The sequence below is a fragment of the Tunicatimonas pelagia genome (genome assembly GCF_030506325.1).
Lineage (GTDB): Bacteria > Bacteroidota > Bacteroidia > Cytophagales > Cyclobacteriaceae > Tunicatimonas > Tunicatimonas pelagia.
Genome location: NZ_CP120683.1, coordinates 6,888,877 through 6,915,477, shown reverse-complemented (window position 1 = coordinate 6,915,477; position 26,601 = coordinate 6,888,877). Strand labels below are relative to the sequence as shown.

The following is a 26,601-nucleotide window of genomic DNA, read 5'->3' as shown; positions in this document are numbered from 1 at the left end:
ATTTTATAATGCAACGTATTTTACAATCCTATTTGCGTCGGCTCACCAATCTCAGTAGCACCAATCGGTCGCTGTATTTACCCCGCCTGTCCACTCGTCAGCATCTAGATATTCAAGAAGTCAACTTTTCTAATAATGTTTCATCATTCAAACTGATTGAGTGGCTCATTGCGGATGGAAAGCACGAAATTAAGGGATCACCTACCGGTATTATCCCGCTGACACCGGTAGCTGATAGTCGGCAAGCGGCTACGGCACAGGTAAGTCAAGTTCTTCGGCAAATTGTCCGTACACACAAATTTCTGACCGAAGAGCAGGGTACCCACGATTTATACTTGGGTTGGCCATTTGTTCGGGGACAATTTCAGGATGGTACCTCTGTTCGCTGTCCTTTGCTGTTTTTTCCAATTGAATTACGGCAGCAAGAAATTACTGGGCTAGGTAAACAGTGGGTTTTGTCGTTGCGAGAGGGAGAGAATATTATGCTGAACCGTAGCTTCTTATTGTCATACGCTCACCGCCACAATCTTCCCTTTAACGAACTGCTAAGCGAACCCAATTTTGATGAGTTTGATCGCGATAGCCGAGTGTTTCGCACCAGCTTGTACCAGTTGTTTAAGGAAAGTAATATTGAGCTAAATTTTAATCAGGAGCTATTCGTCGATGAGCTAATCTCTTTTCGGGGGTTTACCAAAGAAGAATTTATTCAAGAAACTGACCCTGGAATTTTAAAACTATTTCCCGAAGCAGTCTTAGGTATTTTTCCCCAATCAGGTTCTTACCTTATTCCTGACTATCAACGGTTTTTAGAACACGACCATATTCCGGATATTGAAGAGTTCTTTGCTTCAAAGCTTGAGGCTGGTTCATCATCGGAGCCACCTACTGAGAACGAAAGCTCGCTGGAAGCAAACTACCGGTATGTGCGGCGAATTAAAGAAGAGCAGATTTATACTCCTTATGATTTAGATGCCTATCAGGAGCAGGTGCTGCGGGAGGTGAAACTTGGAAAGTCTCTCGTAGTGCAAGGCCCTCCTGGCACAGGTAAATCGCAGTTAATCACCAATCTGGCATCTGACTTTATTGCCCAAGGAAAGCGGGTGCTGGTAGTTTGCCAAAAACGAGCAGCACTTGATGTGGTGTATCGCCGCTTAAAGGAAAAAGGTATTCACCAGTTCGCGGGCTTAGTTCACGACTTTAAAAATGATCGGGCGACCATTTACGCACAAATTCGTCAGCAGATTGATGCCTTGTATGAGTACGAGCTAAAAAATAACAATCTCGATTCTATTTTTTTAGAGCGGCAATTTTTACAGGCAAGTCGTCAAATTGAAAAAGCCTGCGAAGAGCTGGATGAGTTTAAGCAGGCATTATACGACCAGTCAGAGGCAGGTGTTTCCGTGAAGGAGCTTTACTTAACCTCTCAGGTACAGCACGAAAATATTAACGTTAAACAGGAATATCGGCACTTTAAAGTACCTGAACTACCGGATTTCTTAAAACGCTTGCATAAGTACGTAACCAATTATCTGAAATACGATATTGAGCAGTACCCGTTTGCTCCTCGTAAGTCGTTTGCCCAGCACTCCGTTGAGGAGCTAAAAACGATGAAAGCGTATCTGGAGGAGATACCAGCTTATAAGCTATCGTTGGTAGAAAAGGTGCAAGAAGTACTAAAAGCCGAGACTGACTTTGTGATCTGCGAAAACATTCAGCACCGGGCAGAAGATATCGATCTTTTTCTTCGACTGCTGGAAAACCCTAAAAGCTACGAATTCTTTCAGAAGATTGTTGGTAAGATTGACAAAGATGCCGATCCACTTTGGCTAGCCAATATGGAGCGGATTGTGCTAGAATGCTACGAGGGAAACGGAGTGGAGAATACGCTGGAAGCCGAGGAGCTAGGTAAGTTTCAACAACTTCTTCAGCAAGCCGAAGAATCCCGAACCGGAATTATTAAATGGCTGGCTTGGCAGGCTGCCTCAAAGGATAAGAAACGGCTGGCGGATGTTTTTCAAGATAATCAGCTGGAGTTTACCAAAGAGGATTTCCAGGTGATGAATGAGCGCTTGGACAATCGACTTAACTTAGAGCACAATTTAACGAAGCTACGGGAGCGAGTTTGGGTAGAGAATGTTCCCGAACGCGAGTCCAGTCAGCAGTACGATAAGCAGGAAGTAGAGCAATGGTTTCTCTACCAAAAGCAGGCACTGCAAGCATCGTTGTTGTTCAAATCTTTTCGAAACTTCAACGAGTATTTTGGCATCAATTTTTTAAAGTATCCCGAGCTAAAGGAGCGGATAAGCCAGCTACTTCAGCTAATAAAAGATATTCCGCAGTATCATAAAAAATGGCAAACGTATTTTACCCCTTCCCAGGTTAGCCAACTCAACCAGCCAGAACACGCCCAGCAGTTTGCCGATATTTTAGAGCGGGATTTTGAATCGCTGGTACACTTTGATACGCTGAAAGATAGCCTCTTGGCTCATGAAAAAAGCATTATCTCCCGGCTGACAGGAGAGGGAGGTATCGTCTCCGCCGAGGCAGCGGTTAAGAAAGTGGACAATAGTTTGCGAATGGCTTGGGTTCATCATATTGAAACCAAGTTTCCGATACTTAGAATAGTGTCTTCCGCACGTATTGAGGAGCTGGAAAACGAATTACAACAAGCCATAGCTGAGAAAAAAGAAGTGAGCCAGGCGATTGTGCTTATGAAATTGCGGGAACGCACCTACTACGATGTAGAATACAACCGACAGAGCAACCCGGTGACCTACCGCGACTTAAATCACCAAGTGAGTAAAAAGCGGAAAGTTTGGCCTCTACGCAAGCTAATCGGAAATTTTCAAAACGAATTATTTGACCTAGTGCCCTGCTGGCTAGCTTCACCCGAGACAGTTTCCGCTATCTTTCCGCTAGACGGAACGCTTCGTTTTGATTTAGTGATTTTTGATGAAGCTTCGCAGTGTTTTTCAGAAAAGGGCATCCCCGCCATGTACCGGGGGCAGCAAGTGGTGGTGGTTGGTGACGAACAGCAGCTACAGCCCAACGATTTGTACCAAGTACGCTGGGAGGAAGATACTTCTGATGAGGTAGCCGATGCTTTGGCTCTGGAAGCAACTTCTTTGCTCGACTTGGCGAAAGGATACTTACCCACCTATCGACTAGAGGCACACTACCGTTCTAAGTCATTAGAACTCATTGATTTTTCTAACCAGGCGTTTTATGACCAGCGGCTGAAAATGCTGCCCGATCGTCGTGATTTTGTGCTGGGACAACCGGCAATTCAGTACATAAGAGTAGACGGAGTATGGAAGAATCAGATCAATGAGCCAGAAGCGAGTAAAGTGATAGATTTGCTAAAGCAACTGCATAGCGAGTCGACGGAAAAAAGTATTGGTGTGATCACCTTCAATGTGAAGCAGCAGGATTTATTACTGGATTTGATCGATACTGCAACTGATACTGACTTTACTAACCTGAGCTTTGTAAAAAATATTGAAAACGTGCAGGGTGATGAGTGCGATATTATCATTTTCTCTACTGCGTATGCCCCTAATGAAAAAGGAAAGGTGGTGCTCCAGTTTGGTAGTCTGAATGCAGATGGTGGAGAAAATCGCTTAAACGTGGCGGTTACCCGGGCTCGAGAGAAAATCTATTTAGTTACTAGCGTATTGCCTGAGCAGCTTAAAGTAGAAAACACGAAAAATCGGGGACCTAAGCTGCTAAAGCAGTATTTGGAATACGCGCATCAGGTTTCGGCAGGTAACTACCAAGCTCCGCTGCCGGAAGTATCAGATCATAGGGTGGAATGGTTTTTAGACCGGCATCTGCAGCAGTGGGCGGAAGCCAACCTGAAAGAGGTACAGCTACAGCGACGGCTACCTTTTGCTGATCTCACTATTTTAGCGCAGGCTAAGAACAAGGTAGAGTATCTGGGGCTGATAATGACCGATGATGATCTGTACTTTCAGAGTCCGTCAGCCAAAGAAGCACACGTTTATCGTTCGGAGCTATTTCAGGAAAAGTATTGGAAGTTTAAGAACGTATACAGTCGCCAACTTTGGCAGAATGCCGACCACGTTTTTAGCGAGATCAAGCGGTTTATTCAAACCATAGATAGCACCAACAATTAGACTAGTTGGGTTGCGATGTAATTGGCTAACTCACCCAAGTATTTTTCGTCTACCTCATCAAAATCTTGAACCTGGTCGCTGTCTACATCTAATATCATAGCTACTTTGTTATCCTTGATAACGGGTACCACAATTTCAGACTGACTTTCGCTACTACAGGCAATGTGTCCGGGAAATTGATGAACATCTGGTACCACTATCGTCCTTTTTTCTTTCCAAGCGGTACCACAAACTCCCTTTCCGAAGGCAATTCGGGTGCAAGCTACCGGACCCTGGAACGGGCCTAAAATCAGCTCTTCGTTTTTTACGCGATAGAATCCAACCCAGAAAAAACCTAAACCATGTTTTAGTGCGGCCGCCAGGTTGGCTAAGTTTGCCACAATATTAGATTCATCTTGGGTAAGTGATTTTAGTTGCGGAAGTAAGGTCTGGTAAAGTTCTTCTTTGGTTAAATTATCAGCAATAAATAAATTTTCAGCCATCGGTGGAGGTATTAGTGTTCATTCATAAAGACGATTATGACAAGATGTCCGTTGTCAAATTGTGCATATTTTTTGTGTTAATTGTTCAAAATCAATTCTAGTACTATCATGAAACTAATTGGAATTAGTCTATTGAGTTTTGTCTTCGGAACCTTTGGGGCGTTCACTTATATGCATTGGATAATGCCGGAAGAAGTGGTTACGAGCGCATCATTGGTTGAGCGTGCACCTACCACTCCTGCTGTCAATATTAATTCACCCAGAGCTACTTTGCTCAACGAAGATTTTGCGGTGGCATCGGCGAATAGTACGCCTAGCGTAGTGTACATTAAAACGGTGTCGGAACGCTACAGTCGGAGCAGTTGGTTAGAACTATTTTTTGAGGGGCGGGCCAGTCAGCAGGTGAGCAGTGGTTCGGGCGTTATTTATACTAGCAATGGCTACATCGTCACCAACAATCACGTAATTGATCACGCGGATAAAATTGAGATTATTCATGGGAAATATACGTACGCTGCTCAAGTCGTCGGAATTGATCCTTCTACTGATTTAGCAGTGCTAAAAGTGGAGGCTGATAATCTGCCGGAGGTTGCTTTAGGCAATTCGCGCAACTTGCAGGTAGGGGAGTGGGTACTGGCGGTTGGCAACCCCTTCAATTTAACTTCAACGGTTACCGCTGGTATTGTTAGTGCCAAAGGGCGACAAATCAACATTTTACGTAGTAACTTTCCCATTGAATCATTTATCCAGACTGATGCCGCCATTAATCCGGGAAATAGTGGCGGGGCATTAGTTGATAAAACGGGCGCACTGGTAGGAATCAACACAGCGATCTTATCTAAAACGGGTTCGTACGCTGGCTACGGGTTTGCCGTTCCGGTCGATATTGTTCGTAAAGTGGTAGACGATATTATTGCCTACGGCGAAGTTCAGAAAGCCTTTTTCGGAGCTGATGTGGTTGACCTTACTCCTCAGCGAGCCAAAGAATTGCAAACCAACAACTTGTCGGGGGTAGTGCTGAGCTACCTTCAGCGTGATGGTTCGGCCGAGCAAGCTAGTCTTCAAAAAGGGGATGTTATCAAAGAATTAGACGGGGAATTAATCAACTCTCAGAGTGACTTTGAAGAGCTTATCAGCTACTATAGTCCGGGAGATGAAATTGATGTGACGTACAGTAGAGCCGGAAAGTTATATCAGACCAATCTAACGCTTACTAACCGGGAGGGTACAACCAGTCTGATTGAAAGGCAGCTTTTTCGTTCCAGCACCCTCGGAGCCGATCTAGAAGCTGTTTCTCAAGTGGAAGCCGATTTGCTAAAAATCAGCAACGGAGTAAAGGTTGTGAGAGTAAAAGGTGGACTGATGCAACGACTAAACATAGAAGAAGGATTTATTGTAACATCCATTAACGGGCGCAGCATACAAAGCCCGGGTGAGCTAGAAGAAATACTAACCAGAATACGCGGTAAAGTCCGTATCGAGGGAGTCAACCAACGCGGAATGAAGGGGTACTATTCATTTTACTTCTAAGGAGACCGGAGATTAGAAGCAATGGGCAATGACTAATGACGGATGAATAATGATTAATTGGCATGGGACACCGTGCAGTAGACAATGAGCAGTGGGTAAAGCTAAATCCCGTACATCAAACTACTTTAACACCATAACACTTCAACCTTCTAACCCGCACGACAGCTGCCTGTAACTCAATGCCCGTCGACCGTGGACTAATCAACAACTTACCTCCCTGCAAATGTGTAATTGGTAGTGTATTTACCACAATCCGAAAAATTCTATAAAATCAGCCCTTCGTTACTTCTCCTCGGGAACTATATTAACTGTAGATTGCCTTACTAAGTTGTTAATGATTTTAGATAAATATTTAAACAGATATTTGTATCTTAAATCGTAATTACTGCCCTTACTCAACCATGGAAAACCAAAGCTTTGATGCTAGGAACAAGCGTAATCTAGAGAAACTACGCTTATTTGCCGAAAACAGTCCTACCGAAATAGTACAGATATTTGATATTATTCCTTTGGGGATTTGTATTACCGATGCTGAAGGAAACTTCGTCAATGTAAATCAGGTGTACTGCGATTTTTACGGATACTCGCGTGAAGAGCTTATCGGAAAGTCATTCTTACTAGTTGTCCCTAAAGAGCATCGGGCTGAAATGCAGCATTTGCACGATCAATTTATGGGGTTGCAATACGAAATGCAGGGTAAATGGAAAGTAACCGATAGAGAGGGAAAGCTGCATCAAATACTTTCTAATGCTGCTTATCTGCCGGCTACTGATACGAGTGGGCCATGCAAAATGACTTTTATCGTCGAAGCTGAAAAGACTGAAAAGGTTTTGTACGAATTAGAATGGGCCGTGCAACTATTAGAGAAAAAAATAAGTGCTCAAGAAGTGGCACAACAACTATCTAACCACGATCTTAGAAACAACTTAGCTTCCATTTTACAAATTGTAGAGATTCTATTAAACAAAGACCCTACTGATGAACAGAAGATGTGGCTTAGCCATTTAAAACGGCGAAGCGATGATACACTCGATATGATTAAGGCTACCTCAGATTATGCCCAAATGGAGCAAGGTGGGTACGAGCCGCAGAAGACAAGCTTTAGTTTGATACACATGATCAGACAAGAGTTAGCTAATTTAAGAGATACTATTACCAGAAAACAGGTACAGATTTCGTTACAATACCAAGAAAAGTCGCTAGAGCCAGAGCAAGAAGTAAAGGTATCGGCTGATAAGTTTTATATTGAGCGTATGTTTCATAACTTATTGCTCAATGCACTGGAAGCTTCCCCGGAGCAACAAGAGGTATCAATCGCAATAGAGCATAATGGTTTTTTCAGAATTACAATTCATAATGGTGGGGTTATTCCTAGCGAGATGAGAAGTAATTTCTTCGATAAGTTTTCAACGTCGGGGAAGGAAGCAGGAACCGGTTTGGGAACATACATTGCTAAGCTGATAGTAGAGATGCACTCCGGCACCATTGCTTACCGGAGCAATAAAGTAGATGGCACTGATGTAATTATTCATCTACCCTCGAGCATTCTTCTACCCGAAAATGACACTGAGACTAGTGACTCTTAGCCGTTAGTGTTATCTAGTTTGCTTAAACGTCTCGACCCAGCGAACAAACTCATTCCAGGCCGCTTTGCGTTGTCCGCTTTCATAATGAATGAGGCCGATGGATGCTAGTACCGCCGAGTACTCGTCAATAAACGACTGAGGGGTACTGGGTTCGTATAGGGTGTTAAATACTTCAATAGTTTCGGGCGACCAGTCTACCAGTTGAAATACATAGGCTACGCGCATTTGCGGTTCATTCTGCATGGCTCGGAAAAAAGTACGGAAGAATGTTCTTTGAATCTCTTCTGAGCTATTGAGTATGGGCTGATTAGTGTGCATTCCCACTTCTTGAAATAACATGTTTTTATTTCCCGCAAAGCTGAGCATTGCATTGATGTTACTTAGGATTTCCTCTTCGGAATAAGGTCGGTTCATGGGGAATAAGCCTGAGCCGTAGGTATTGAAGCTGATAATATCCAGTTCATTACCAAGTCGTCTCATTGCTTCCTCATTTTGGGCTAGGCTGCCGGCACTCATCGTGATAGTTACCGCCATTTTATCATTCAACTGATGGATATGATTCCGGCTTTCTCGCACAAAAGGTAGAAGCTCATCAACAAGTTGAGGCTTTTCTTTGAAAAAAGTATCGGGCTCATTGCTAATGGCAATCGCCCAGCCTTGATGTTCCACTAACATAGGAATCACCCAATCCATCAACTCAACGAAGCTGTTGATTAATTCAGCATCGTTCATTGGTGTTCCCGCCAAATACTCGGGTACTACGGGGCCGTCACTATCATACACTGAGATGAGCAGAAAGGTTTGCAACCCTTCATTTTCCAAGTCTACCAACTGCTTGCGTAGCGCTTCTCTATCGTATACCCCCGCTTTGGGTTCCAATTCTGGCCAATCAATCTGAAGCCGCCCAACGGACATTCCAGCTTGCAAAGCCTCTTGCCAGCGGGCTTCAATAGAATCGGTAGTTGCTGGCGGGTGACTGGGGTTAAATCCGACAATAGTACCCAGATGTTTCCCTTTTCTAAGTAGAGGAAGATCACTGGCAACACTGGAAGAGGGCAAAGAGGGGGTGCTACCTTCTTCTTCGCAAGAGCAGTAGAGAAAAGCTACTCCAGCTAATAGAAAATAAAGATATTTCATAGCAAACAGTATCTGGATGGTGCTAAGTGAATCTACGTGGTCAGTGAGCGATAATGCCCGAAAAGACTTCCGAAGTTTCGGCTTCTACCATTAACAAGATATTTCTTTACCTAAACCCCAGAAGTCTGTACGACTATTGAAGTGGCTTTCTTCTATAACCGCGTAAAATCATCTAGAACCGAAGAAAGTATTGTAAAGTCTAAAATCCAAACACGCTCTGAGCTATCTGTGTACACTTTTGGTGTCTTTTTTGCGCTCATCGTACTCATTGAGCGTTAGGTTTTTTAGCGATAGCTCAAACTGGCGATAATACGTATGGTTTGGATTACTATTTACTTTTTCTTGATAATTCTCTCTCGCTTTTTTCATAGTATTGTTGATTAAAGTTCAAGCGTGCTTCGTGGCACTGTTTTTATTCACCGACCACTAGAGAATCTTTAGCTACAGAAGAGGCACCAAAGAAACCGAGGGCATAGTTCTGTTCGTCGGTTGTATTGCTAATATTACCTCGCACCGGGTCGGGTGGAGTGTCAAACAGACCACCAACTCCGGTAGTAAGCTGCTGAATTCTATTTAAGAAGTCTTGCGATTCTTCTGTAATAGAAAGCTGTTCTATCCTAAGACGGTCGCCTTCTTGTAACAGCCTTTCCAGCACAAACTCTACTCCGTTTATTTCTTCTCCATCAGTAAACTCATCCGAAAATACCAGTATGTCCTCGGCCATATTCTGAAGGGAGTCATTGATAAAAAATCTCCATCGGTAGTAATTTTCTTCTCCTTCAGGATCGGTAAAATCCCAGGCAGGGTAGAACCCTTCATCCTCATCTTCATCCTCATCCTCAAAAAGAACGTATAGTGAATCTATTGGAGGAACTGATTGCAGCGACTGGGTAGATGATTGATATTGCTGTCCTTCACTGGTTTCTATTGTTAAAGTATATTGCCCCCCAATTGTGCCCTGAAAACTGCTGAGGTACACCCCGGCTTCGGTTTCAGTGTAGGAGAAAGTTTCTCCGGTTTGAGTGGTTACGGCTACTTGAGCACCTGTTTCAGAAGGAGGGGTTTCTGAATTGAAGTAAGGAGACGATCTGCTTAGCAGAATAGTTTGGGTGTCTCGGTCATCGTACACCCATCCTTCTACCACCAAGCGAGCGTCCGTCACTGGGGCATCAATTTCAATAACATCTTCGCAAGCGGATAGCAGAATGAAAGTAGCTAAGCCCGCGAGATAATATATTTTCAATCTGGTCATGGTAATTAGAAAGTAAAATTGTAGGTAATTGAAGGAATGAGGTTAGCGAAGATAGATAGTTGCACAGCCTCAGTAATCGCTGGATTATCGGAGTTAGGGCGGAAGAAGACCGAGTACGGATTACGCCGAGCGTACACATTATACACTCCGAAGTTCCAGCTATTGCGCCAGCGACGTCCGGGTTTTGGCGGTGGCTCGTAATTAACCGATAGGTCTAGCCGATGATAGTCCGGGGTACGCGCTCCGTTACGCCCGGTGTAATCAGGTACTACTATGCCTTGGTACACAAACCGGGCAGCCGGAGGAGTAGTTGGTCGCCCTGTCATGTAGGCAAAGTTGGCCGACGCATTCCATTTTTTGTTAATGTTATAGTTAAGCACCAGCGATACATCGTGGGGCTTATCGAAATTAGAAGGATAGTATTCATTATTGTTAATACCATCGACCTGTCGTTCGGTACGAGCTAGCGTATAACTCAACCAACCAGTCCAGCGACCTTCTCGCTTCTTCAGTAATAATTCTAATCCGTAAGCGCGCCCATTTCCGCTTAGTAATTCAGTTTCTAAGTTTTCGTTAAGAATTAGTTCGGCTCCGTTGCGGAAGTCAATTAAATCTTGAAAGTTTTTGTAGTATACTTCAGCTGAGAACTCAAAGGTGTTTTGCCGAAAATTGCGGAAATAACCCAGGGCAATCTGATCTACAATAGCAGGCTGAATGTATTGATTAGCCGGAGTCCAAATATCAATTGGAGTAGCCGCTGTAGTGTTGGAAACCAACTGAATATATTGAAACAGACGGTTGTAGCTAACTTTCAGAGCAGTCTGCTTGCTAAGTGAGTAATTCAGCGAAAAGCGAGGTTCTAAACCATCGTAAAATTTAATGATTTCCCCCGCTCCGTAAGAGACTGTATCGATCACGGCATTGTCGGGCGATGGTGTTCCGTTTTCGTACTCAAATACGTCACGTTCGCCTATATTCATAAACGCCGAGTACCGTAATCCGTACTGAAGGGTAACCCGATCGCCGAACTTTTTTTCATGATTAAAATAAGCGGCAGCTTCTATGGCGTGCTCTTCATTCAAATCTAGCGGAGACTCCGGTGGCTGGTCATTGGTACGAATGGTTACGCTACCCGGATTGAAGTCGTAGTAAATACCGCTAACCCCAAAATCAATGGTACTACTTAGTGAAGGAAAGTAGGTAAAATCAGCCTGAAGGTTACGATTGGTCACGCTTGACTGCCACTCAAACTCTTCTAGCGCGGCATCAGTGCCGTTATTAGCAAAGGCTAGCCGATAGTTATAGTCGCTGTAGATGGCAGTAAAGTTAGAAAACAGCTTATCGTTAAATAAATGATTCCACCGGAGGGTACCCGTGCGGTTGCCCCAGTCAAAGCGTAAGTTTTCTACGGCACCACCAAACACGTCGCGCCCAAAGTAGCCCGAAAGGTACAGGCGGTTACGGTCATTAATTTTGTAATTGACCTTGGTATTTAGATCATAAAAGTAGATAATCGTGTTATTAATGTCTTCATTGTTAGACATACGAAGAAAAAGATCGCCGTAGGAACGCCGCCCGGCCACCATAAAAGAGCTTTTGTCTTTCTGAATCGGCCCTTCTGCTAGCAATCGGCTGCTAATTAGCCCGATGCCGCCTTTCAGGCCAAACCGCTTGGTATTACCTTCTTTTTGCCTAACATCCAGCACCGACGATAGACGCCCACCGTAGCGAGCGGGAATGCCACCTTTGTAGAGTTTGATATCTTTTACCGCATCAGGGTTAAACACGGAGAAGAAACCAAGTAAGTGAGAGGAACTAAATACGGGTGCTTCATCTAGCAATATTAAGTTCTGATCAACACTTCCCCCACGCACGTTGAAACCCGGTGCCCCTTCGCCTACCGTAGATACTCCCGGCAGCAACTGAATGCTGCGGATAACATCAACCTCACCCAGTAAAGCGGGCATTTTCTGAATAGTTTGGATATCTACCTTCGCGGTGCTCATCTCCATTTCCTGCACTTCTGGAATAGTTTCCGAAGCCGTCACGATAACCTCTTCTAACTGCACTTCTTCGGGTGCCATTTCTACGTTAAGGGTTTGACTTTCTTCAATCGGCACAGTTAGGCGCTGGCGTTGGTAGCCGATAAAGCTTAGCACTAGCGTATATTCGCCGGGAGGCACCGAGAGCGAATAGTAGCCGTATACGTTGGTCACCGTACCCGTTTCTAGTTCTTGGATGTAAACGGTAGCCCCAATGAGCTCTTCGCCGGTAGAAGCGTCGGTTATGTAACCGCTAATAGTGGCGTTTTCCTTCTTTTTTTTTGTGGGAGATCGCTTCTTTTCTCGTAGCAACAGTATCTTTTCATTGACAGTTTTGTACTGTATGGCGTAGTCGCGACTGATACGATCGAGAAAATAGCGCATTGAACCGCTTTGCTTTCCGAAGGAAATCTTTTTCTGCAAAGGAATTCGATTGCTGTACGAAAAGGTAAAACTACTTTGGCGGTCTAATTCTTTGAGGACTTCTTTAACAGTGAGGGTTTGTTTGGATAAGACAACTTCTTTGTCTAACGATTCGGGTACTTGAATCAGGGCAGAGAAGTACGCAAGGGCAATTAATACTAGTGATTTCATGGGTTAGTTATAAAAAACTTTATTTGGTTACGTTCTTGGGTGTACTGGATGTCCAGTACCATGCTTATTTCTTCTAAAACTGTGGCCAAAGATGGCTGCTGAAACACGGAGGTAAATCGCAGTTGTTCTAAGGCTTCATCTTCTAATTGAACTGAGGCTTGGAAATGACGACTTATATCTTCAGCTACTTGCGAAAGAGGCGCGTCATCAAAGCGAAGTACGTCGGTTTTCCACGACAAATAATTCTCATCGTTGTTCATTGATTCTTGCATCGCTTTGCCTGGCTGGTATATTCCAACTTCGTTAGGGGTAAGCAGCAGCGTATCTCGTTGATGAGAGAAGGCTACTTTTCCCGAATTTACGGTTACTTTTACCGCCTCATCGGCGGAATTAACGTTAAAGGAGGTACCTACTACCCGAACCGTAGTAGGAGTGGTGTGGACGAAAAAAGGCACTGCCGGATTGGAGACTACTTCAAAATACCCTTCTCCTGTTAGGTGAACGGTACGGTTTTGCTCACCAAAGTCTTCTTGATAGCTAAGTTGGGCAGTCTCGTTGAGAAAGACTTGGCTGCCATCAGGTAAGTTGATTACCCTAATACTATCTTGAGCTACAAGAGTATACGTTGCTAACTCAGCGGGCGACTCCGTATGCCAAACCGTTCTTATTCCCCAGATAGAAATGAGCAGCAATGCAACTGAAGCGGCTATCTGCCAAACTCGCTGTTGGTAAAAGGGTAGTTGTCGGGTAGGTGTTGGTTTGGATTTGCTGGGTATTTTAGCCCATACTTTGGGCCAATCAGCTTGGGCATCTACTTTTTTTATAATACTGGCTTGGTTGGCTTGCTCCCAAATGATGCGAAGCTTTTCAAATCCTTCCTGGTTCTGAGGAGTCTGCTGAATCCACTGCTCAATCTGGTTTTGTTCATCGGGGCTAAGCTGGTTTTTATCTTCCAGGTAGCGAACTAATAATGTTGGATCTACGGGGTTGTCGGGTGCCATACATAGCTAAGACATCGCTCAAAACTAAAACACGTATTTGCAACTGAAATTTTTTGATCTTTTTACATCACCCACTCCAATAGCAATAAAATCAGTGTTTGCGGTAGTAGCGATTGTCGCAGTAGTTTGAGTGCTTTGCTAATTTGAGTCTCTACGGTGCGTTTAGATAGGTGTAGTTGATCGGCAATTGCCTGGTTGTTCATTCCATCGAAACGGTTCATCGTAAAAATACGCCGACATTGATCGGGTAACTGGTCTATGGCTCGATGAATTCGCTGCAAAGCTTCAGCTTGCTCCATAGCGTCGGTACAGTCTGAAAAATCTTGCTCCCGTGCAACCTCGTTATGGTAGAAATCACGCCGCTCTTGTTGGGTGTGGGTATTGAGAAAACGCCGATAGACCGCTTGAAATAGGTACGACTTTAGCGACTTCTCAATACGGATAGAAGCGCGTTTTTGGTAGAGGGTTATAAATACTTCCTGTACTAACTCTTTAGCAGCATCCAAATCGTGAACGTACTGATAAGCAAAAGTAGTTAAAACTGTGTAGTATTCTTCAAATAAAGCTTGGTAGGCAGATTCTTCACCTTGCTGAAGGCCCTCCAGAATAGTTTCCTCTTGAGATGGTAAGATGGCTAGCGATGGATTTTTCACCGAATTCAGGCGTAAGAAATAACTTGCACAAGAATGATGCAATTCCGGTCAGACTGCCTAGAAATGTAAGCTAAAAACGAAGGAAAGATATAAACACAAAAAAACCTCCCGGTGCGGGGAGGTTTTTTACTACTAGATCTACGTTTAATTATCTAATTCAATCCGATGCCAAAGAATTGCTTTTCATCAGGGCTATCGGGGTAGATACCTTCAATTAGCACTCCGCCTTGCTCTTGTTCTAATGCCTCACTTAAATCGTCTAGCGAACGAATGGGCTGATTCGCAATTCGGGTAATGATAAATCCGTTTCTGATTCCTTGCTGACGCAGTTTTCCAGCGTAGATTTTACTGACCTGTACTCCCCCAGAGATAGCTAGCTCGTCTAGTTGCTCTTCGCCTAGCTGAGTAAACTCAGCCCCCAGTTGGTCAAACATTTCACCTCGTTGGGCTTTTACTAGTTTCGTTTCACCACCGCGGGTTTTCAACGTCATGTCGAAAGTCTTCTCTTCTCCGTCTCGATTAATGGTTACCATCACTTGGTCACCCGGACGCTTACGGCCGATGTACGATAGCAGATCGGAGTTACGTAAAATTTTCTTCTCATCAACCTTCACAATAATATCACCTTTCTCAATGCCAGCTTCTTGGGCTGAACCATCTTCAACAACCTCCTGTACCAGAACTCCCTGATTAAGCTCTAAGTCAAACTCCTTCGCCACGGCTGGGTTAATTCCCACGATAGACACTCCCAAAAAGCCCCGCTGAACCGTTCCGTACTCTTTTAAATCTTCTACCACTTTTTTAGCAATATTAGAAGGTACGGCAAATGAGTAACCTATATACGAACCGGTTTGGCTGGCAATAGCCGTATTGATACCAATTAAGTTTCCGTCAACATTAACCAAAGCTCCACCACTGTTACCCGGGTTTACCGCCGCATCGGTCTGAATAAACGACTCAATTGACGTTCGTTCTTCATTTCTCAAGATACCGATACTTCTCCCTTTGGCACTAACAATACCAGCTGTTACGGTAGAATTAAGGTAGCTTAGTGGATTACCGGCTGCCATAACCCACTCTCCAACTTTTACTTCATCGGAGTTGGCAAACGAAAGATAGGGCAGATCTTCATCGTCAATTTTAATTAAAGCTAAATCGGTAGTAGGGTCAGTACCAATTACTTGCGCGGTGTAGCTTCTATTATCAGTTAAAACAACCGTCAGCTCATCGGCATCGGCTATTACGTGATTGTTAGAAACTATATACCCGTCGGAGCTAATAATGACCCCCGAGCCAGAACCCATGCGGGGACGTTGCTGGCCGGGCGATTGCTGAAACCGATCACCGAAGAAGTCGCGAAAGAACTCCGGTATCTGTTCCATTTCTCGGGATGCACTCGCCGTCTGTTGCACCGAAGTAATATGCACCACCGCGGGGGTTACTTTCTCAGCGGCAGCGGTGAAGTCAAACGGAGCCATAGCAGAAGATGGTTCAGCAACATAGTTAACGAACGCTGGCTCGTTGGTGGAATCTACTTGAAACACCCGATTATCATCGACAAAATACGTGTAAGCTACCAGTGTAATCAGACTGGCAAAAACCGCAGCAAATACGGTTGTTAAAATATTTTTCATGGATTTTTAAATTTGTTTTTTTTCGCTAATGAACAACTAATAAACTGGTCGTACTAGAATTGGTTTTATTGCAATAGTACAACTGAAATAGCAAGTGTTTATTGAACAATACGCACTTCTAACAGAATCGTTTAGGGATAAATTACAGGTTAGCTGTTAAAAAATGTTAAGAATGAGCGATTGCCCAGGTATTATGCCGAAGATAAAAAACTTCTGCAAGGGCTAAATCAGTGTGTCGATAAGAATATCGCAAAAAAACACACGCTTTCTCGAAGCATTCAAGGGAAAGTAAATAACTTGCAGTGCAATTGTTTACATGCTTTAACATAGCTTTTTCTATGCCAGAAACCATTCTAATTGTTGACTTTGGCTCGCAGTATACCCAACTCATTGCTCGGCGGGTACGGGAGTTGGATGTGTACTGCGAAATTCATCCGTACAACCATTTACCTAGCCTAGATAGCCTTTCATCACTTAAAGGGATTATTTTGTCGGGTAGCCCCTGCTCGGTGACCGAGAGTGATGCACCTAATCTGGCGATAGATGCTATGCTGGATAAGTTTCCGGTGCTAGGCATTTGCTACGGTGCCCAAATGATGGCTCAGCAATTAGGAGGGGAAGTTTTGCCTTCTAAAATTCGCGAGTACGGACGGGCACGGTTACGTCACCTGGATTTACACTCCCGACTTTTAAAAGAGATGACGGCGGACTCGCAGGTGTGGATGTCGCACGGCGATACCATTGCCGAGGTACCATCGGGAGTAGAGGTTATTGCTAGCACCGAATCGGTGAAAGTAGCTGCTTATAAACTACAGGACAAAGATGTATATGGCATTCAGTTTCATCCGGAGGTAACGCATTCTACCGAAGGAAAAACAGTATTACGAAACTTTGTGGTGCATATTTGCGAATGCGCTCAAGACTGGACTTCCGATCAGTTTGTAGAGGCTACGGTTGCCTCGCTGAAGGAGCAGTTGCAGAATGATAAAGTAGTACTGGGTTTATCGGGTGGGGTCGATTCTTCGGTGGCAGCTATGCTAATCCATCAGGCAGTTGGTAAAAACTTACACTGTATCTTCGTAGATAATGGGTTACTTCGCAAACATGAGTTTGAAGATGTGCTGCATTCTTATAAAGATATGGGATTGAACGTGACCGGAGTGGATGCAAAAGCGGAGTTCTACCAAGCACTAGCTGGAGTTACTGATCCCGAAGGCAAGCGAAAAGCAATTGGTAAAGCCTTCATTGAAATCTTTGATCGAGAAGCGCACCGCATTGAAAATGTCAAGTGGTTGGGACAGGGAACTATTTATCCCGACGTGATTGAATCAGTATCAGTAAAGGGACCATCGGCTACCATCAAGTCGCACCACAATGTGGGTGGATTGCCTGAGAAAATGCATTTGAAAGTAGTTGAGCCACTGCGAATGCTATTTAAAGATGAGGTGCGGGAAGTGGGGAGAACTATGGAGATTGATGATACTATTTTAGGACGCCATCCATTTCCTGGGCCAGGGTTGGGTATTCGTATTTTAGGAGATGTTACTGCCGAAAAAGTGCAGATTCTGCAAGAAGTTGACCATATTTTTATCTCTGGTCTTAAAAACAGCGGCTTGTACGCTGATGTGTGGCAGGCTGCGGCGGTGTTGCTACCCATTCAGGCAGTAGGGGTAATGGGCGATGAGCGCACCTACGAGCGCGTGGTTGTACTGCGGGCAGTAAGCAGCGTAGATGGTATGACGGCGGACTGGAGTCATTTGCCTTACGAATTTTTAAGCGAAGTCTCTAATCAGATCATTAACCAAGTAAAAGGAGTGAACCGGGTAGTATACGACATCAGTTCAAAACCACCGGCCACTATTGAGTGGGAATAATGAGTGCTGGAGACCGGAATTTAAAATGACCTTTGACCATAACCAAGAGTTTGAGCTTCGTAATTAAGTGACAAGTGACAAGTGACAAGTGACAAAGAACAATCGAGCCACTGAGCAATTGAACCATTAAACCATTAACTAACGTAATAATGTCTCGTTTCTTACGAAATTTTATCCTCTTAACTGTTGCTTTGAGTGGTTTCACCTCTCAGCTTTTTGCTCAGTCCGGTATCAATTATCGGCAGCAGTACAACCAAGCGAAAACGCTCTATGAGCAGGGGAACTATCAACAAGCTATTGAGCTGTTTCAGCCAATTAGCCGAGCCGAAAAGAGTAACCCGTTTGCCCCCTACGCCTCTTATTTTTACGCAATGGCTGCTTTCCGAACGGGCGATACCGATTTGGCGAAGAATATGTTCCGGCAAATTCAGAGCAAGTACCCTCGGTGGAAGCAAATGCCCGAAGTGCTCTACGGTTTGGCTAACAGCTACTACGAATCGGGTAATTTTGATCAGGCATTTAAAGAGTCTGATGAATTGTCTAAACTGCCTACTGCCACCGATTCTATCCGGAGCGATCTTCAGAAAATGAAACGATATTATCTAGCCCGTACCCCTGATGAAGTGCTGGAAAGACTGCTACTAGATTATCCTGGTGAAAAAGCAGTGGCTGAACAGCTAGTAACGAACATCACGTACAGCATCTATAACGAAGACCAGGAGCGCAAAAAAGATTCGTTGGTGGAACGGTATTCTATCGATCTCTCTGATTTGGGAGTCGCTAGTCAAGCCGCGTCAGTACGTAAAGAAGAATATCACTTAGCCGCATTTTTACCCTTTCTCCAAGAGAAGCTCGATGCCGATAACGCGGGTAATCGGGTGGGGAATCAGTTTATTTTGGATTTGTACCGAGGTATGGAGCTAGCCGCTAAGGATTTACAGCAGGAAGGCATTAACGTTCAACTACATGCTTACGATACCCAGCGGGAGTACGACATAACTCAGGAATTGTTAGCGCAAGATGAGATTAAGTATATGGATGTGTTTATTGGCCCACTGTACCAAGGACCGTTTCGGGCGGTATCCGATTACGCTCGAGATAACCAAAAATACATGTTTAACCCGCTTTCTTCTAATCCGCAGATCATTGGGGATAATCGTTTTTCTTATCTGATTAAGCCGAGCATTGTTACCGAAGCGAAAATTGCGGCTCAACACGCAATTGATTCACTGGATGCTACTCAGGCAGTGGTAGTAACTGGTCCTACCAAACGAGATTCGGCGCGGGTATTCACCTTCATCAATGAATTTCAAGAAACGTATAATCAAGAAGTACATCTGGAAATAATTGATGATTACAATGAAGAAACGATGGAGCTTTTTGTAGAAAAGCTTCAGGAGCTGCACGACTTAGGAGAAACGGTAGTATATGTGGCATCCGATCAGGAACTAGTCATTACCAACACTATCAGTGCGGTGGTGATGTCGGGATTACCGCTTAAAGTCATCGGGAACGGGTCTTGGTTCGATTTTACCACTATTTCTTACGAGCAATTGGAGAGTCTAGGAGTCCGTCTAATAAATTCAATTTACTTAGACTATCGCAACGATGAAGTGCAAGAGTTTCGAGACCGTTACCGCCAGACGTACTACCAAATTCCCAGCAAAAATGTCTTTCTGGGCTACGATATAGTCTACTTTATCGGACAAATGCTCAACGAGTACGGAGTGTATTTCCAAGAATTCTTCGTGACTGAAGCCCCGGTTCCCAGTCGGTTTTTTCAGGGATATAACTATTTTCAGGCTAATGATAATCAGTATGTTCCCATAATTCAGTTTGAGGAAGGATCATTAGTTATTACCAAAGTAGAATACTAGATTTTTATGCAGACCCAACGTAGTCAAACGTTATTTGAAGAAGCCCAGCATGTTATTCCTGGCGGAGTAAACTCACCCGTTCGGGCATTCCGAGCGGTAGGAGGGAACCCACTTTTTATTAAATCGGCCGAAGGGGCATATATCTACGATGAAGATGATAATCAGTATATCGAGCTGATTAATTCCTGGGGGCCGATGATTTTAGGGCACCGCAATCCGGCAGTGGAACAAGCTTTGGCTGAAGCGATTCCGCACTCGGTTTCTTACGGAGCACCCACCTCCCGAGAGGTAGAAATTGCCCAACTAATTGTGAGCATGGTACCTTCAATTGAGAAGGTACGCATGGTAAATTCCGGCACTGAAGCTGCCATGTCGGCGGCCCGATTAGCACGGGGCTATACTGGTCGCGATAAGTTTATTAAATTTGAAGGTTGCTATCATGGCCACGGCGATTCTTTTTTGATTGCTGCCGGTAGTGGAGCTATGACGATGGGTGAACCTAACAGCCCGGGGGTAACCCAAGGAACCGCCCAGGATACTCTCTTGGCTACTTTTAACGATTTAAATAGCATTGATCGCTTAATTGCGAGTAATCCGGATAATATTTCCATGATTATGATTGAGCCAGTCGCCGGAAATATGGGTTGTGTATTGCCCAATGAAGGATTTCTGGAAGGATTACGCGCGCGCTGCGATGAATACGGTATCCTGTTGATTTTTGATGAAGTGATGACCGGGTTTCGCTTGGCACCGGGTGGAGCACAAGAATTGTACGGCGTTACTCCTGATATGTCGGCCCTAGGAAAAATTATTGGCGGAGGATTGCCCGTAGGAGCTTACGGCGGTAAAAAAGAAGTAATGGACTACGTATCTCCGGTAGGCCCGGTGTATCAGGCTGGAACATTATCGGGTAACCCGATTGCGATGGCCGCTGGTTATGCGATGCTAACGCAGTTGCAGAAGCACCAAACCCTGTATCAGCAACTAACGGAAACTACCGAGACTATTGTTAATGGAATTAAAGAAAACATGAAGCGGCTTAATGTTTCGTATACGATTAACCACGTAGGGTCCATGTTTAGCTTATTTTTTACTGAGCATCCGGTGTACGATTTTGAGTCAGCCAGTGCTTCGGATACAAAGTTGTTCGGAGCGTATTTTCAAGAAATGCTCAAACGAGGTATCTACTTAGCTCCTTCGCAGTTTGAGGCTTTGTTTGTCTCTTCCGCCATTGACGAAGCGATGGTAGAAACCATTGTCCGAGCAAACTACGAATCACTAAAAGCTATTCACTAAATTACTTGATCGTCACTGGGTATTAGGGGTTGGGGAATGGAAGCTGGAATTTATTTCCAGGAGAATTGAAATCCTGAGGGTATGAAATAATTTTGCACCCTGCACCCTGCACCCTGCACCCTGCACCCTGCACCCTGCACCCTGCTTCCCACTTTAAATTTTGCTAGTTTATTACGTATGCAATGAAACGATTGTATTGCGTACTAATTTCTTGCTAATGTATCTAGTTTAGCGACTAAGAAAAAGATCACTAAATCAAGGTACCTTGAAACGGATTATCATACTGCTATTGACAATCAGTTTGACCACAAAGCTCGCGGAAGCGCAAAATCTTGGTAGTCAGGCAATCACTTACGAAGAACTGTACGACGACCCTTACAGTATCAATAAGTTTTTCCTGCACTTACAGCCGATGTACGCGGATGTGTTTTCTACGAACATAAACGCTGGATTTGGCATTGCAGCTAACTATTACCATAAAGACAAAGCTAATTTTCACGCTAATTTTCGGCAAGCGTATACTCGCTCATTTGATCTGGTACGCGATGCAGCCATCAAAAATCAAGTTATTCTCAATACCCCCAATAACTTTACTTACTTCGAGTTGGGCGGAACGTATCATATTAAAGACGAAGAAAGCGATAGCGAAACTAAACTAATTCTGTATTCCCGAAAGTACGCTAAAGGAAATCGGTGGGCGGCTCATGTGCCGGAGCATACGGTGGTGCCCTCGAAGGTGAGAAAGATCATTGGAGCCCGAGCCGGAGGATTTGCCTTTGATACCTCGGTAGATATGAAGCGGATTACGCAAGATCAGCAAGTAATACTGGTGGACGAAACCGGGGAACCCTTTCCGATACAGAGCTTTTACCACACTAATTTGGTGGCTACCGGAGGGTACATTGGTGGTTCTATGTCTTGGATCAAAAATATGGCCATTAAGCCGGATAAAGGCTACGGAGTGTTGGTAGATGATTTCATTTTGAATACGTACGTAGATTTCTTGCTGGCTCCTGGCCTTACCTTAGATGCGGTGCAGTATCGCGACCCGAATGCCAATAATGATGTTCGAGAGTTCTCTGCCGATGTGGTAGAAACCAAAATCTGGGGTTACCGATTAGGCATTGACGGTAAGTACAATCGAGAATTAGGTTGGGCTTACGGCGCAGAGATTGGATCACGCCCTGGAATCAAAGGTCGGGGCTTTTACGCTTTGCTAAAGATTAGTCTTCCGGTGTTTAGCACTAATATGAACCACAGTCGGGAAGCTTTCGGGAAGTAGGCAAACAAAAGCTTTCCGCTACATCTTACCTTCAAAGCATTCCCTTCGTGGAAGGTAAGTTACTTAGCTGATCTTCATTTCGCTGGATGGCCATTTTCAGGGCTTTAGCTACTGCTTTGAACGTAGCTTCAATTTTGTGGTGTTCATTATCACCTTCTACTTTGATGTTGAGGTTACACTTCGCCGCATCAGAAAATGATTTAAAAAAGTGATAAAACATTTCAGTGGGCATATCACCTACCGTTTCGCGTTTAAAATCCGCTTCCCAAACTAACCAGGGGCGACCGCCTAAATCAATAGCGGCTTGTGCCAAACTATCGTCCATTGGTAGTAAGAAGCCGTAGCGATTAATGCCTCGTTTGCCGCCTACTGCTTGAGATAGTGCTTCACCCAACGCTAAGGCAGTATCTTCAATCGTATGGTGTTCGTCAATATGTAAATCACCTTTCACTTTCACTGATAAATCAATGCCTGAGTGTTTCCCCAGCTGATCGAGCATATGGTCAAAAAAGCCTAATCCGGTATCATTTTGAGTCTGTCCGCTGCCGTCTAGGTTCATTTGAATGGTAATGGCCGTTTCTTTGGTATTTCGCTGATGAATTACCTTACGAGGCGATAAAACCAAGTACTGATAAATTTCTTGCCAGCTTTCGGTGGTCAAAGCAGCATCAGCGCGAGATTGCTGACTAATAAAAATAGCTTGGCAACCCAGGTTTTTCGCTAGTTCTACATCCGACTCCCGGTCGCCAATCACGTAAGAGTTAGCTAAATCATATTCGCTAGAAATGTAGTGGGTCAGCATGCCAGTTCGAGGTTTTCGGGTGGGCGCATTGTCGGCAGGAAAAGATTTATCGATCAGAACTTCGTGAAAGTCAATACCTTCTCCTTGCAGAATACTGAGCATTTTCTGATGGGCTGGCCAGAAAGTTTCTTCGGGAAAAGAATCAGTTCCCAAACCATCCTGATTAGTCACCATGACAAATTTGTAGTCGGTTTGTTCGCTGATTTTTCGGAGATTGCTAATAGCTCCGGGTACAAATTCCAGCTTCTCTAATGAGTCAATTTGTTCGTCTTCCGGTTCCTGGATGATCGTACCATCACGATCAATAAAGAGCAGTTTTTGAGGCATGGCTAGTCGTTTAATATGCTTTTGGGCTGATACTGGCGAAGAGTTTCCACCAGCAGTTGGTTTTCTTGTTCGGTTCCGACCGTAATCCGTAGCCCACTTTCACAAAGGCGAACCGATGAACGATTACGAACAATTACCCCCTGGTCTACTAAAAACTGGTATAGGTCGGGGGCATCAGCAAACGTGGCTAGAAAGAAGTTGGCATCCGATGGATAAATTTTCTCCACCGTTTCTAACGACTGAAGCTGAGTTATTAACCAATTTCGCTGTTCTTTAATTGCAGTAATGTACGAATGGTACTGCTCAGTATTTTGTAGTATTTCCAGTGCGGTCTGCTGGGTCAGAGTAGAGACATTGTAGGGCATTTTAACCTTATTAAGAAACTTCAGCACGTCCGGCGATGTAAAAGCAGCACCCAATCGGAGAGCGGCCATGCCCCAGGCTTTACTAAACGTTTGCAATACTACTAAATTCGGGTAGTCAGCCAATCTATCCACAAAACTAGATTGATCGGTAAAATCTACGTAGGCTTCGTCTACTACTACTAAGCTAGAAAAACTCTTTAAAAAGAAAAGAATATCCTCGGTAGCCAGCAGATTGCCAGTAGGGTTATTAGGTGAGCAGAAAAAAATGATTTTAGTATTTTCGTTAACAGCTTCCTTTACGGCGGCTCGGTCAATCTGGTAGTCTGCGGTAAGTGAAGCTGATTTTACTTCTACATCATTGATGGAAGCGGCCACCTCGTACATGCCAAAAGTAGGGGGGAGGCTCACGATATTGTCTAGCCCCGGACGACAAAACACCTTTATCAGTAAATCAATAGCCTCATCGCTACCGTTTCCTAGAAAAATATGATCGGTAGGTACGTTTTTGATCTCACTAATTTGCTCTTTCAGCTTTAACTGATACGGATCTGGGTAGCGATGGAAAGCATTCTCGATAGTACGGCCCGGAGTGCCGTAAGCATTTTCATTAGCATCTAGCCATGCTTGGGCTTTACCCGAAAATTCAGATCGGGCCGAAGCGTAAGGCTTTAGGTTAAGAAGATGCGGACGTACAAGAGGTTCTACGGAAAAGGATTTCATTGTATAAACAAACTTTTGTAAACACAAAATACTTTTATCAGTCTGTATATTAATAGGTTGATTATTCCTGCCAAAAACTTTGTTCGGCCTGTTGATTAAATGAGTGCCATTCTTCCCAAAATTTCTTTTCTGCTTCAAATTTTTGAGAATTTACCACTCTTGGACGTAAGCGACTTACTTCTTGATCTTCCTTATGAGCTATGAACCAGCAAAAGGCATGTTCAGCAATTATTTTCTGTATGTGCTGGGTAAGATCAAACGGTAGTCGAGTTCCTCGCAACCACGGCTTTTTAGAACCTACGCGAGTGTATAGTAGATGAATAGGACTCAGTGGTAACATTAATTCTGATCCAGAGTTACCCCATCCTCCTTGAAAATCATATTTGCCTTTTCTGTAGTAGTTCAGTCTTATGACTGGGAAATCACTTGTGAACCAAGTTAGCCCTTGAGCAGGATGCACAATTGTCCAACGCTGATTTATTACTTTTGGTAATGTTTGAGTTAAGTGGCTCTTTATAGTCCCCAACCATAAACTACGACCATTTGTAATACATACTTCTAAAACTGGATTTTCTCTTTTTTGATCTACTCGTATTTGAAAGGGAAATAGGTCATCTTTTTCCTTATGAGCGATGTTAGCTTTTTCTTCATTAGATAAACTTTGAAATTCTTGAAAGCTCTCGGGAAGTGATTTATTTAAAAAGTCTGGCAAGGTGTCGTTTCTACGCTTCATGTCCTGAATCATACGAGCAGGAGTACGAAGGTCAAGTGCCATAGTAAACCGAATTAGATTCTTCCAATCATTAGGAGTCATTTGAGCATCTGTTACAACCTTTTCGAGTGCTTTTTCTACTGGTTGCTCGACTTCCTGATGAAACCAACGTTCCATGGCGTCTGTTTCACCTTGTTCAGTGTGGTAAGTATACAAATTATCATGATAAGCAAAGCCTTCCACTGAAGTTCGTTTCCACTTATGAACTTGGTCATGTGAGACTAGCAAGCGATAACTATGTAATTGATTCTGCTCATCAGTAAAATTCTTCAAATACATTTGCGGTAGATAATGATTTTTTCTACGAAACTGTCGGTTCATTACTGTAGCTAATATTGTCCTAAACGTGGATCAAAGTGAAACGGAACTTGCCGTTTAATGTTGACTTTTGCAAATAGTGGATGATTCGGGTTTAGTAGGTAATTGATGTCTTCATCTACTACCACCGAAGGAACAGCCAAGGCTAAATGATGGTTTTCAATCAAGAAATCATCGCCAATTTTCTTGGACGCTGAACTGGGAGGGTGTCGATTCCATTCCCTGGGTAAGCTTTTCAGCAAAAGCATTGTAGCTGATTCCGGTAAGGTTAACGTGGTCATGATTAAGTCATCAGGGAGGTCATTTAGGTCTAAGTGAACAGCTAATTCTACCGCAGCTAGTGCCCGGCTACTAGCGGTGTAGAGTACACTCTGCCCTTTAGAGTTCCACCGCCCTCCGTGTAGACGTGCTCCCGTGCCGGTTAGATCTGAGGCGTATTTCACTCGGCTAATTCGGAAAACCTCTGAGGGAACATTGCTCACGCTAGCACTCCGTGTTCTATTCGCCCTAGCTCATCAAGCAATAGCTGAATTCCAAAGAAAGTGTCAAGAAATTCTAACGGTGGTTGGTTCCCTAATGCCTGATGGTTTCGTTGCATCCAGCGGCGAAATCGGGCTTCGCCCATAAAATCAAATCCTCGGGCGTACAGCTGAGCCAAAAGTAGAGCCCGTTCGGCAACCGCTGGTTTCAGCTTATCACTACTGCTGTACCCTTGCCAAGTTCGAACGGTAATATGCAAGCTACGGGCTAACTGCTCGTTGTTTAATTGCGCTTGTTGTTGCAAAGCTAATACATCGGCCTTGTGTATACCGCTCCGACTTTTTTCCATTAATACGAAAACATCGGAAGGAGTATCTAATAGATTCATCTCGCAAAATTTCAGATAAAGATACGAAAAAATTCGAAAAGAATTACCGATAC

At 44.0% G+C, this 26,601-nt stretch carries 20 protein-coding genes; 7 read left to right on the top strand and 13 right to left on the bottom strand.

Features of this window, described 5'->3' with window-relative positions; genetic code table 11:
- The first annotated feature begins 8 nt into the window (after nt 1-8).
- A complete protein-coding gene (locus tag P0M28_RS29365) occupies nt 9-4,136 on the top strand; it encodes an AAA domain-containing protein (protein ID WP_302207077.1) in 4,128 nt (1,375 codons plus the stop codon).
- On the opposite strand, the gene P0M28_RS29360 is transcribed toward P0M28_RS29365, so the two are convergent.
- Nucleotides 4,133-4,618: a GAF domain-containing protein gene (locus P0M28_RS29360; RefSeq protein ID WP_302207076.1), complete on the bottom strand. Its 486-nt coding sequence runs from the start codon at nt 4,616-4,618 to the stop codon at nt 4,133-4,135. The genes P0M28_RS29365 and P0M28_RS29360 overlap by 4 nt on opposite strands.
- A 108-nt stretch (nt 4,619-4,726) precedes the next feature.
- On the opposite strand from P0M28_RS29360, the gene P0M28_RS29355 reads away from it, so the two are divergent.
- Both P0M28_RS29355 and P0M28_RS29350 read left to right on the top strand, forming a co-directional pair.
- Nucleotides 4,727-6,148, top strand: a complete 1,422-nt coding sequence (locus tag P0M28_RS29355) for a trypsin-like peptidase domain-containing protein (protein WP_302207075.1) — start codon at nt 4,727-4,729, stop codon at nt 6,146-6,148.
- A gap of 401 nt (nt 6,149-6,549) precedes the next feature.
- The gene (locus P0M28_RS29350) at nt 6,550-7,734 is read left to right on the top strand and encodes a PAS domain-containing sensor histidine kinase (RefSeq protein ID WP_302207074.1); all 1,185 of its coding nucleotides are present in this window, start codon (nt 6,550-6,552) and stop codon (nt 7,732-7,734) included.
- A gap of 9 nt (nt 7,735-7,743) precedes the next feature.
- Here the strand turns inward: P0M28_RS29350 and P0M28_RS29345 are convergent, their stop codons facing one another.
- The 7 genes from P0M28_RS29345 to P0M28_RS29315 all read right to left on the bottom strand — a co-directional run bounded on the left by P0M28_RS29345 (nt 7,744) and on the right by P0M28_RS29315 (nt 16,047).
- Nucleotides 7,744-8,871, bottom strand: a complete 1,128-nt coding sequence (locus P0M28_RS29345; protein ID WP_302207073.1) for a hypothetical protein — start codon at nt 8,869-8,871, stop codon at nt 7,744-7,746.
- 222 nt (nt 8,872-9,093) lie between these two features.
- Complete coding sequence (locus tag P0M28_RS29340; protein WP_302207072.1) at nt 9,094-9,240, bottom strand: hypothetical protein; 147 nt, start codon at nt 9,238-9,240, stop codon at nt 9,094-9,096.
- Nucleotides 9,241-9,283: 43 nt separating this feature from the next.
- On the bottom strand, nt 9,284-10,123 hold the full coding sequence (locus P0M28_RS29335) for a DUF4249 domain-containing protein (protein WP_302207071.1): 840 nt from the start codon (nt 10,121-10,123) through the stop codon (nt 9,284-9,286).
- Nucleotides 10,124-10,128: 5 nt separating this feature from the next.
- Entirely contained in the window at nt 10,129-12,759 is a 2,631-nt protein-coding gene (locus P0M28_RS29330) for a TonB-dependent receptor (RefSeq protein WP_302207070.1), read from the bottom strand.
- Complete coding sequence (locus tag P0M28_RS29325) at nt 12,756-13,760, bottom strand: FecR family protein (protein ID WP_302207069.1); 1,005 nt, start codon at nt 13,758-13,760, stop codon at nt 12,756-12,758. The genes P0M28_RS29330 and P0M28_RS29325 overlap by 4 nt, the downstream gene beginning before the upstream one ends.
- A gap of 62 nt (nt 13,761-13,822) precedes the next feature.
- Nucleotides 13,823-14,413 carry an RNA polymerase sigma-70 factor gene (locus tag P0M28_RS29320; RefSeq protein ID WP_302207068.1) on the bottom strand — a complete coding sequence of 197 codons (591 nt, stop codon included), beginning with the start codon at nt 14,411-14,413 and terminating at the stop codon, nt 13,823-13,825.
- 152 nt (nt 14,414-14,565) lie between these two features.
- On the bottom strand, nt 14,566-16,047 hold the full coding sequence (locus P0M28_RS29315) for a Do family serine endopeptidase (RefSeq protein WP_302207067.1): 1,482 nt from the start codon (nt 16,045-16,047) through the stop codon (nt 14,566-14,568).
- Nucleotides 16,048-16,385: 338 nt separating this feature from the next.
- Between P0M28_RS29315 and guaA the strand changes: the two genes are divergently transcribed.
- The 4 genes from guaA to P0M28_RS29295 all read left to right on the top strand — a co-directional run bounded on the left by guaA (nt 16,386) and on the right by P0M28_RS29295 (nt 22,376).
- Nucleotides 16,386-17,921: a glutamine-hydrolyzing GMP synthase gene (guaA, locus tag P0M28_RS29310; RefSeq protein WP_302207066.1), complete on the top strand. Its 1,536-nt coding sequence runs from the start codon at nt 16,386-16,388 to the stop codon at nt 17,919-17,921.
- A gap of 149 nt (nt 17,922-18,070) precedes the next feature.
- A complete protein-coding gene (locus P0M28_RS29305; RefSeq protein ID WP_302207065.1) occupies nt 18,071-19,798 on the top strand; it encodes a tetratricopeptide repeat protein in 1,728 nt (575 codons plus the stop codon).
- Nucleotides 19,799-19,804: 6 nt separating this feature from the next.
- Nucleotides 19,805-21,094: a glutamate-1-semialdehyde 2,1-aminomutase gene (gene hemL, locus P0M28_RS29300; protein ID WP_302207064.1), complete on the top strand. Its 1,290-nt coding sequence runs from the start codon at nt 19,805-19,807 to the stop codon at nt 21,092-21,094.
- Nucleotides 21,095-21,359: 265 nt separating this feature from the next.
- Complete coding sequence (locus P0M28_RS29295; protein WP_302207063.1) at nt 21,360-22,376, top strand: hypothetical protein; 1,017 nt, start codon at nt 21,360-21,362, stop codon at nt 22,374-22,376.
- Between the two features lie 31 nt (nt 22,377-22,407).
- Here the strand turns inward: P0M28_RS29295 and hisB are convergent, their stop codons facing one another.
- From hisB to P0M28_RS29270, 5 genes are all read right to left on the bottom strand, one after another.
- Nucleotides 22,408-23,505: a bifunctional histidinol-phosphatase/imidazoleglycerol-phosphate dehydratase HisB gene (gene hisB, locus P0M28_RS29290; protein WP_302207062.1), complete on the bottom strand. Its 1,098-nt coding sequence runs from the start codon at nt 23,503-23,505 to the stop codon at nt 22,408-22,410.
- 2 nt (nt 23,506-23,507) lie between these two features.
- Nucleotides 23,508-24,590, bottom strand: a complete 1,083-nt coding sequence (hisC, locus tag P0M28_RS29285; protein ID WP_302207061.1) for a histidinol-phosphate transaminase — start codon at nt 24,588-24,590, stop codon at nt 23,508-23,510.
- A gap of 61 nt (nt 24,591-24,651) precedes the next feature.
- A complete protein-coding gene (locus tag P0M28_RS29280; protein ID WP_302207060.1) occupies nt 24,652-25,683 on the bottom strand; it encodes a DUF4238 domain-containing protein in 1,032 nt (343 codons plus the stop codon).
- 8 nt (nt 25,684-25,691) lie between these two features.
- Nucleotides 25,692-26,162 carry an RES family NAD+ phosphorylase gene (locus P0M28_RS29275; protein ID WP_302207059.1) on the bottom strand — a complete coding sequence of 157 codons (471 nt, stop codon included), beginning with the start codon at nt 26,160-26,162 and terminating at the stop codon, nt 25,692-25,694.
- Nucleotides 26,159-26,548 carry an Xre family toxin-antitoxin system antitoxin gene (locus P0M28_RS29270; protein ID WP_302207058.1) on the bottom strand — a complete coding sequence of 130 codons (390 nt, stop codon included), beginning with the start codon at nt 26,546-26,548 and terminating at the stop codon, nt 26,159-26,161. Before P0M28_RS29270 ends, P0M28_RS29275 begins: the two co-directional genes overlap by 4 nt.
- Between the last annotated feature and the right edge of the window lie 53 nt (nt 26,549-26,601).

What these genes read in the sequence shown, in the direction of transcription:
- P0M28_RS29365 (WP_302207077.1), top strand. Translation starts at nt 9, where the DNA reads ATGCAACGTATTTTACAATCCTATTTGCGTCGGCTCACCAATCTCAGT.
- P0M28_RS29360 (WP_302207076.1), bottom strand. Translation starts at nt 4,618, where the DNA reads ATGGCTGAAAATTTATTTATTGCTGATAATTTAACCAAAGAAGAACTT.
- P0M28_RS29355 (WP_302207075.1), top strand. Translation starts at nt 4,727, where the DNA reads ATGAAACTAATTGGAATTAGTCTATTGAGTTTTGTCTTCGGAACCTTT.
- P0M28_RS29350 (WP_302207074.1), top strand. Translation starts at nt 6,550, where the DNA reads ATGGAAAACCAAAGCTTTGATGCTAGGAACAAGCGTAATCTAGAGAAA.
- P0M28_RS29345 (WP_302207073.1), bottom strand. Translation starts at nt 8,871, where the DNA reads ATGAAATATCTTTATTTTCTATTAGCTGGAGTAGCTTTTCTCTACTGC.
- P0M28_RS29340 (WP_302207072.1), bottom strand. Translation starts at nt 9,240, where the DNA reads ATGAAAAAAGCGAGAGAGAATTATCAAGAAAAAGTAAATAGTAATCCA.
- P0M28_RS29335 (WP_302207071.1), bottom strand. Translation starts at nt 10,123, where the DNA reads ATGACCAGATTGAAAATATATTATCTCGCGGGCTTAGCTACTTTCATT.
- P0M28_RS29330 (WP_302207070.1), bottom strand. Translation starts at nt 12,759, where the DNA reads ATGAAATCACTAGTATTAATTGCCCTTGCGTACTTCTCTGCCCTGATT.
- P0M28_RS29325 (WP_302207069.1), bottom strand. Translation starts at nt 13,760, where the DNA reads ATGGCACCCGACAACCCCGTAGATCCAACATTATTAGTTCGCTACCTG.
- P0M28_RS29315 (WP_302207067.1), bottom strand. Translation starts at nt 16,047, where the DNA reads ATGAAAAATATTTTAACAACCGTATTTGCTGCGGTTTTTGCCAGTCTG.
- guaA (WP_302207066.1), top strand. Translation starts at nt 16,386, where the DNA reads ATGCCAGAAACCATTCTAATTGTTGACTTTGGCTCGCAGTATACCCAA.
- P0M28_RS29305 (WP_302207065.1), top strand. Translation starts at nt 18,071, where the DNA reads ATGTCTCGTTTCTTACGAAATTTTATCCTCTTAACTGTTGCTTTGAGT.
- hemL (WP_302207064.1), top strand. Translation starts at nt 19,805, where the DNA reads ATGCAGACCCAACGTAGTCAAACGTTATTTGAAGAAGCCCAGCATGTT.
- hisB (WP_302207062.1), bottom strand. Translation starts at nt 23,505, where the DNA reads ATGCCTCAAAAACTGCTCTTTATTGATCGTGATGGTACGATCATCCAG.
- hisC (WP_302207061.1), bottom strand. Translation starts at nt 24,590, where the DNA reads ATGAAATCCTTTTCCGTAGAACCTCTTGTACGTCCGCATCTTCTTAAC.
- P0M28_RS29280 (WP_302207060.1), bottom strand. Translation starts at nt 25,683, where the DNA reads ATGAACCGACAGTTTCGTAGAAAAAATCATTATCTACCGCAAATGTAT.
- P0M28_RS29270 (WP_302207058.1), bottom strand. Translation starts at nt 26,548, where the DNA reads ATGAATCTATTAGATACTCCTTCCGATGTTTTCGTATTAATGGAAAAA.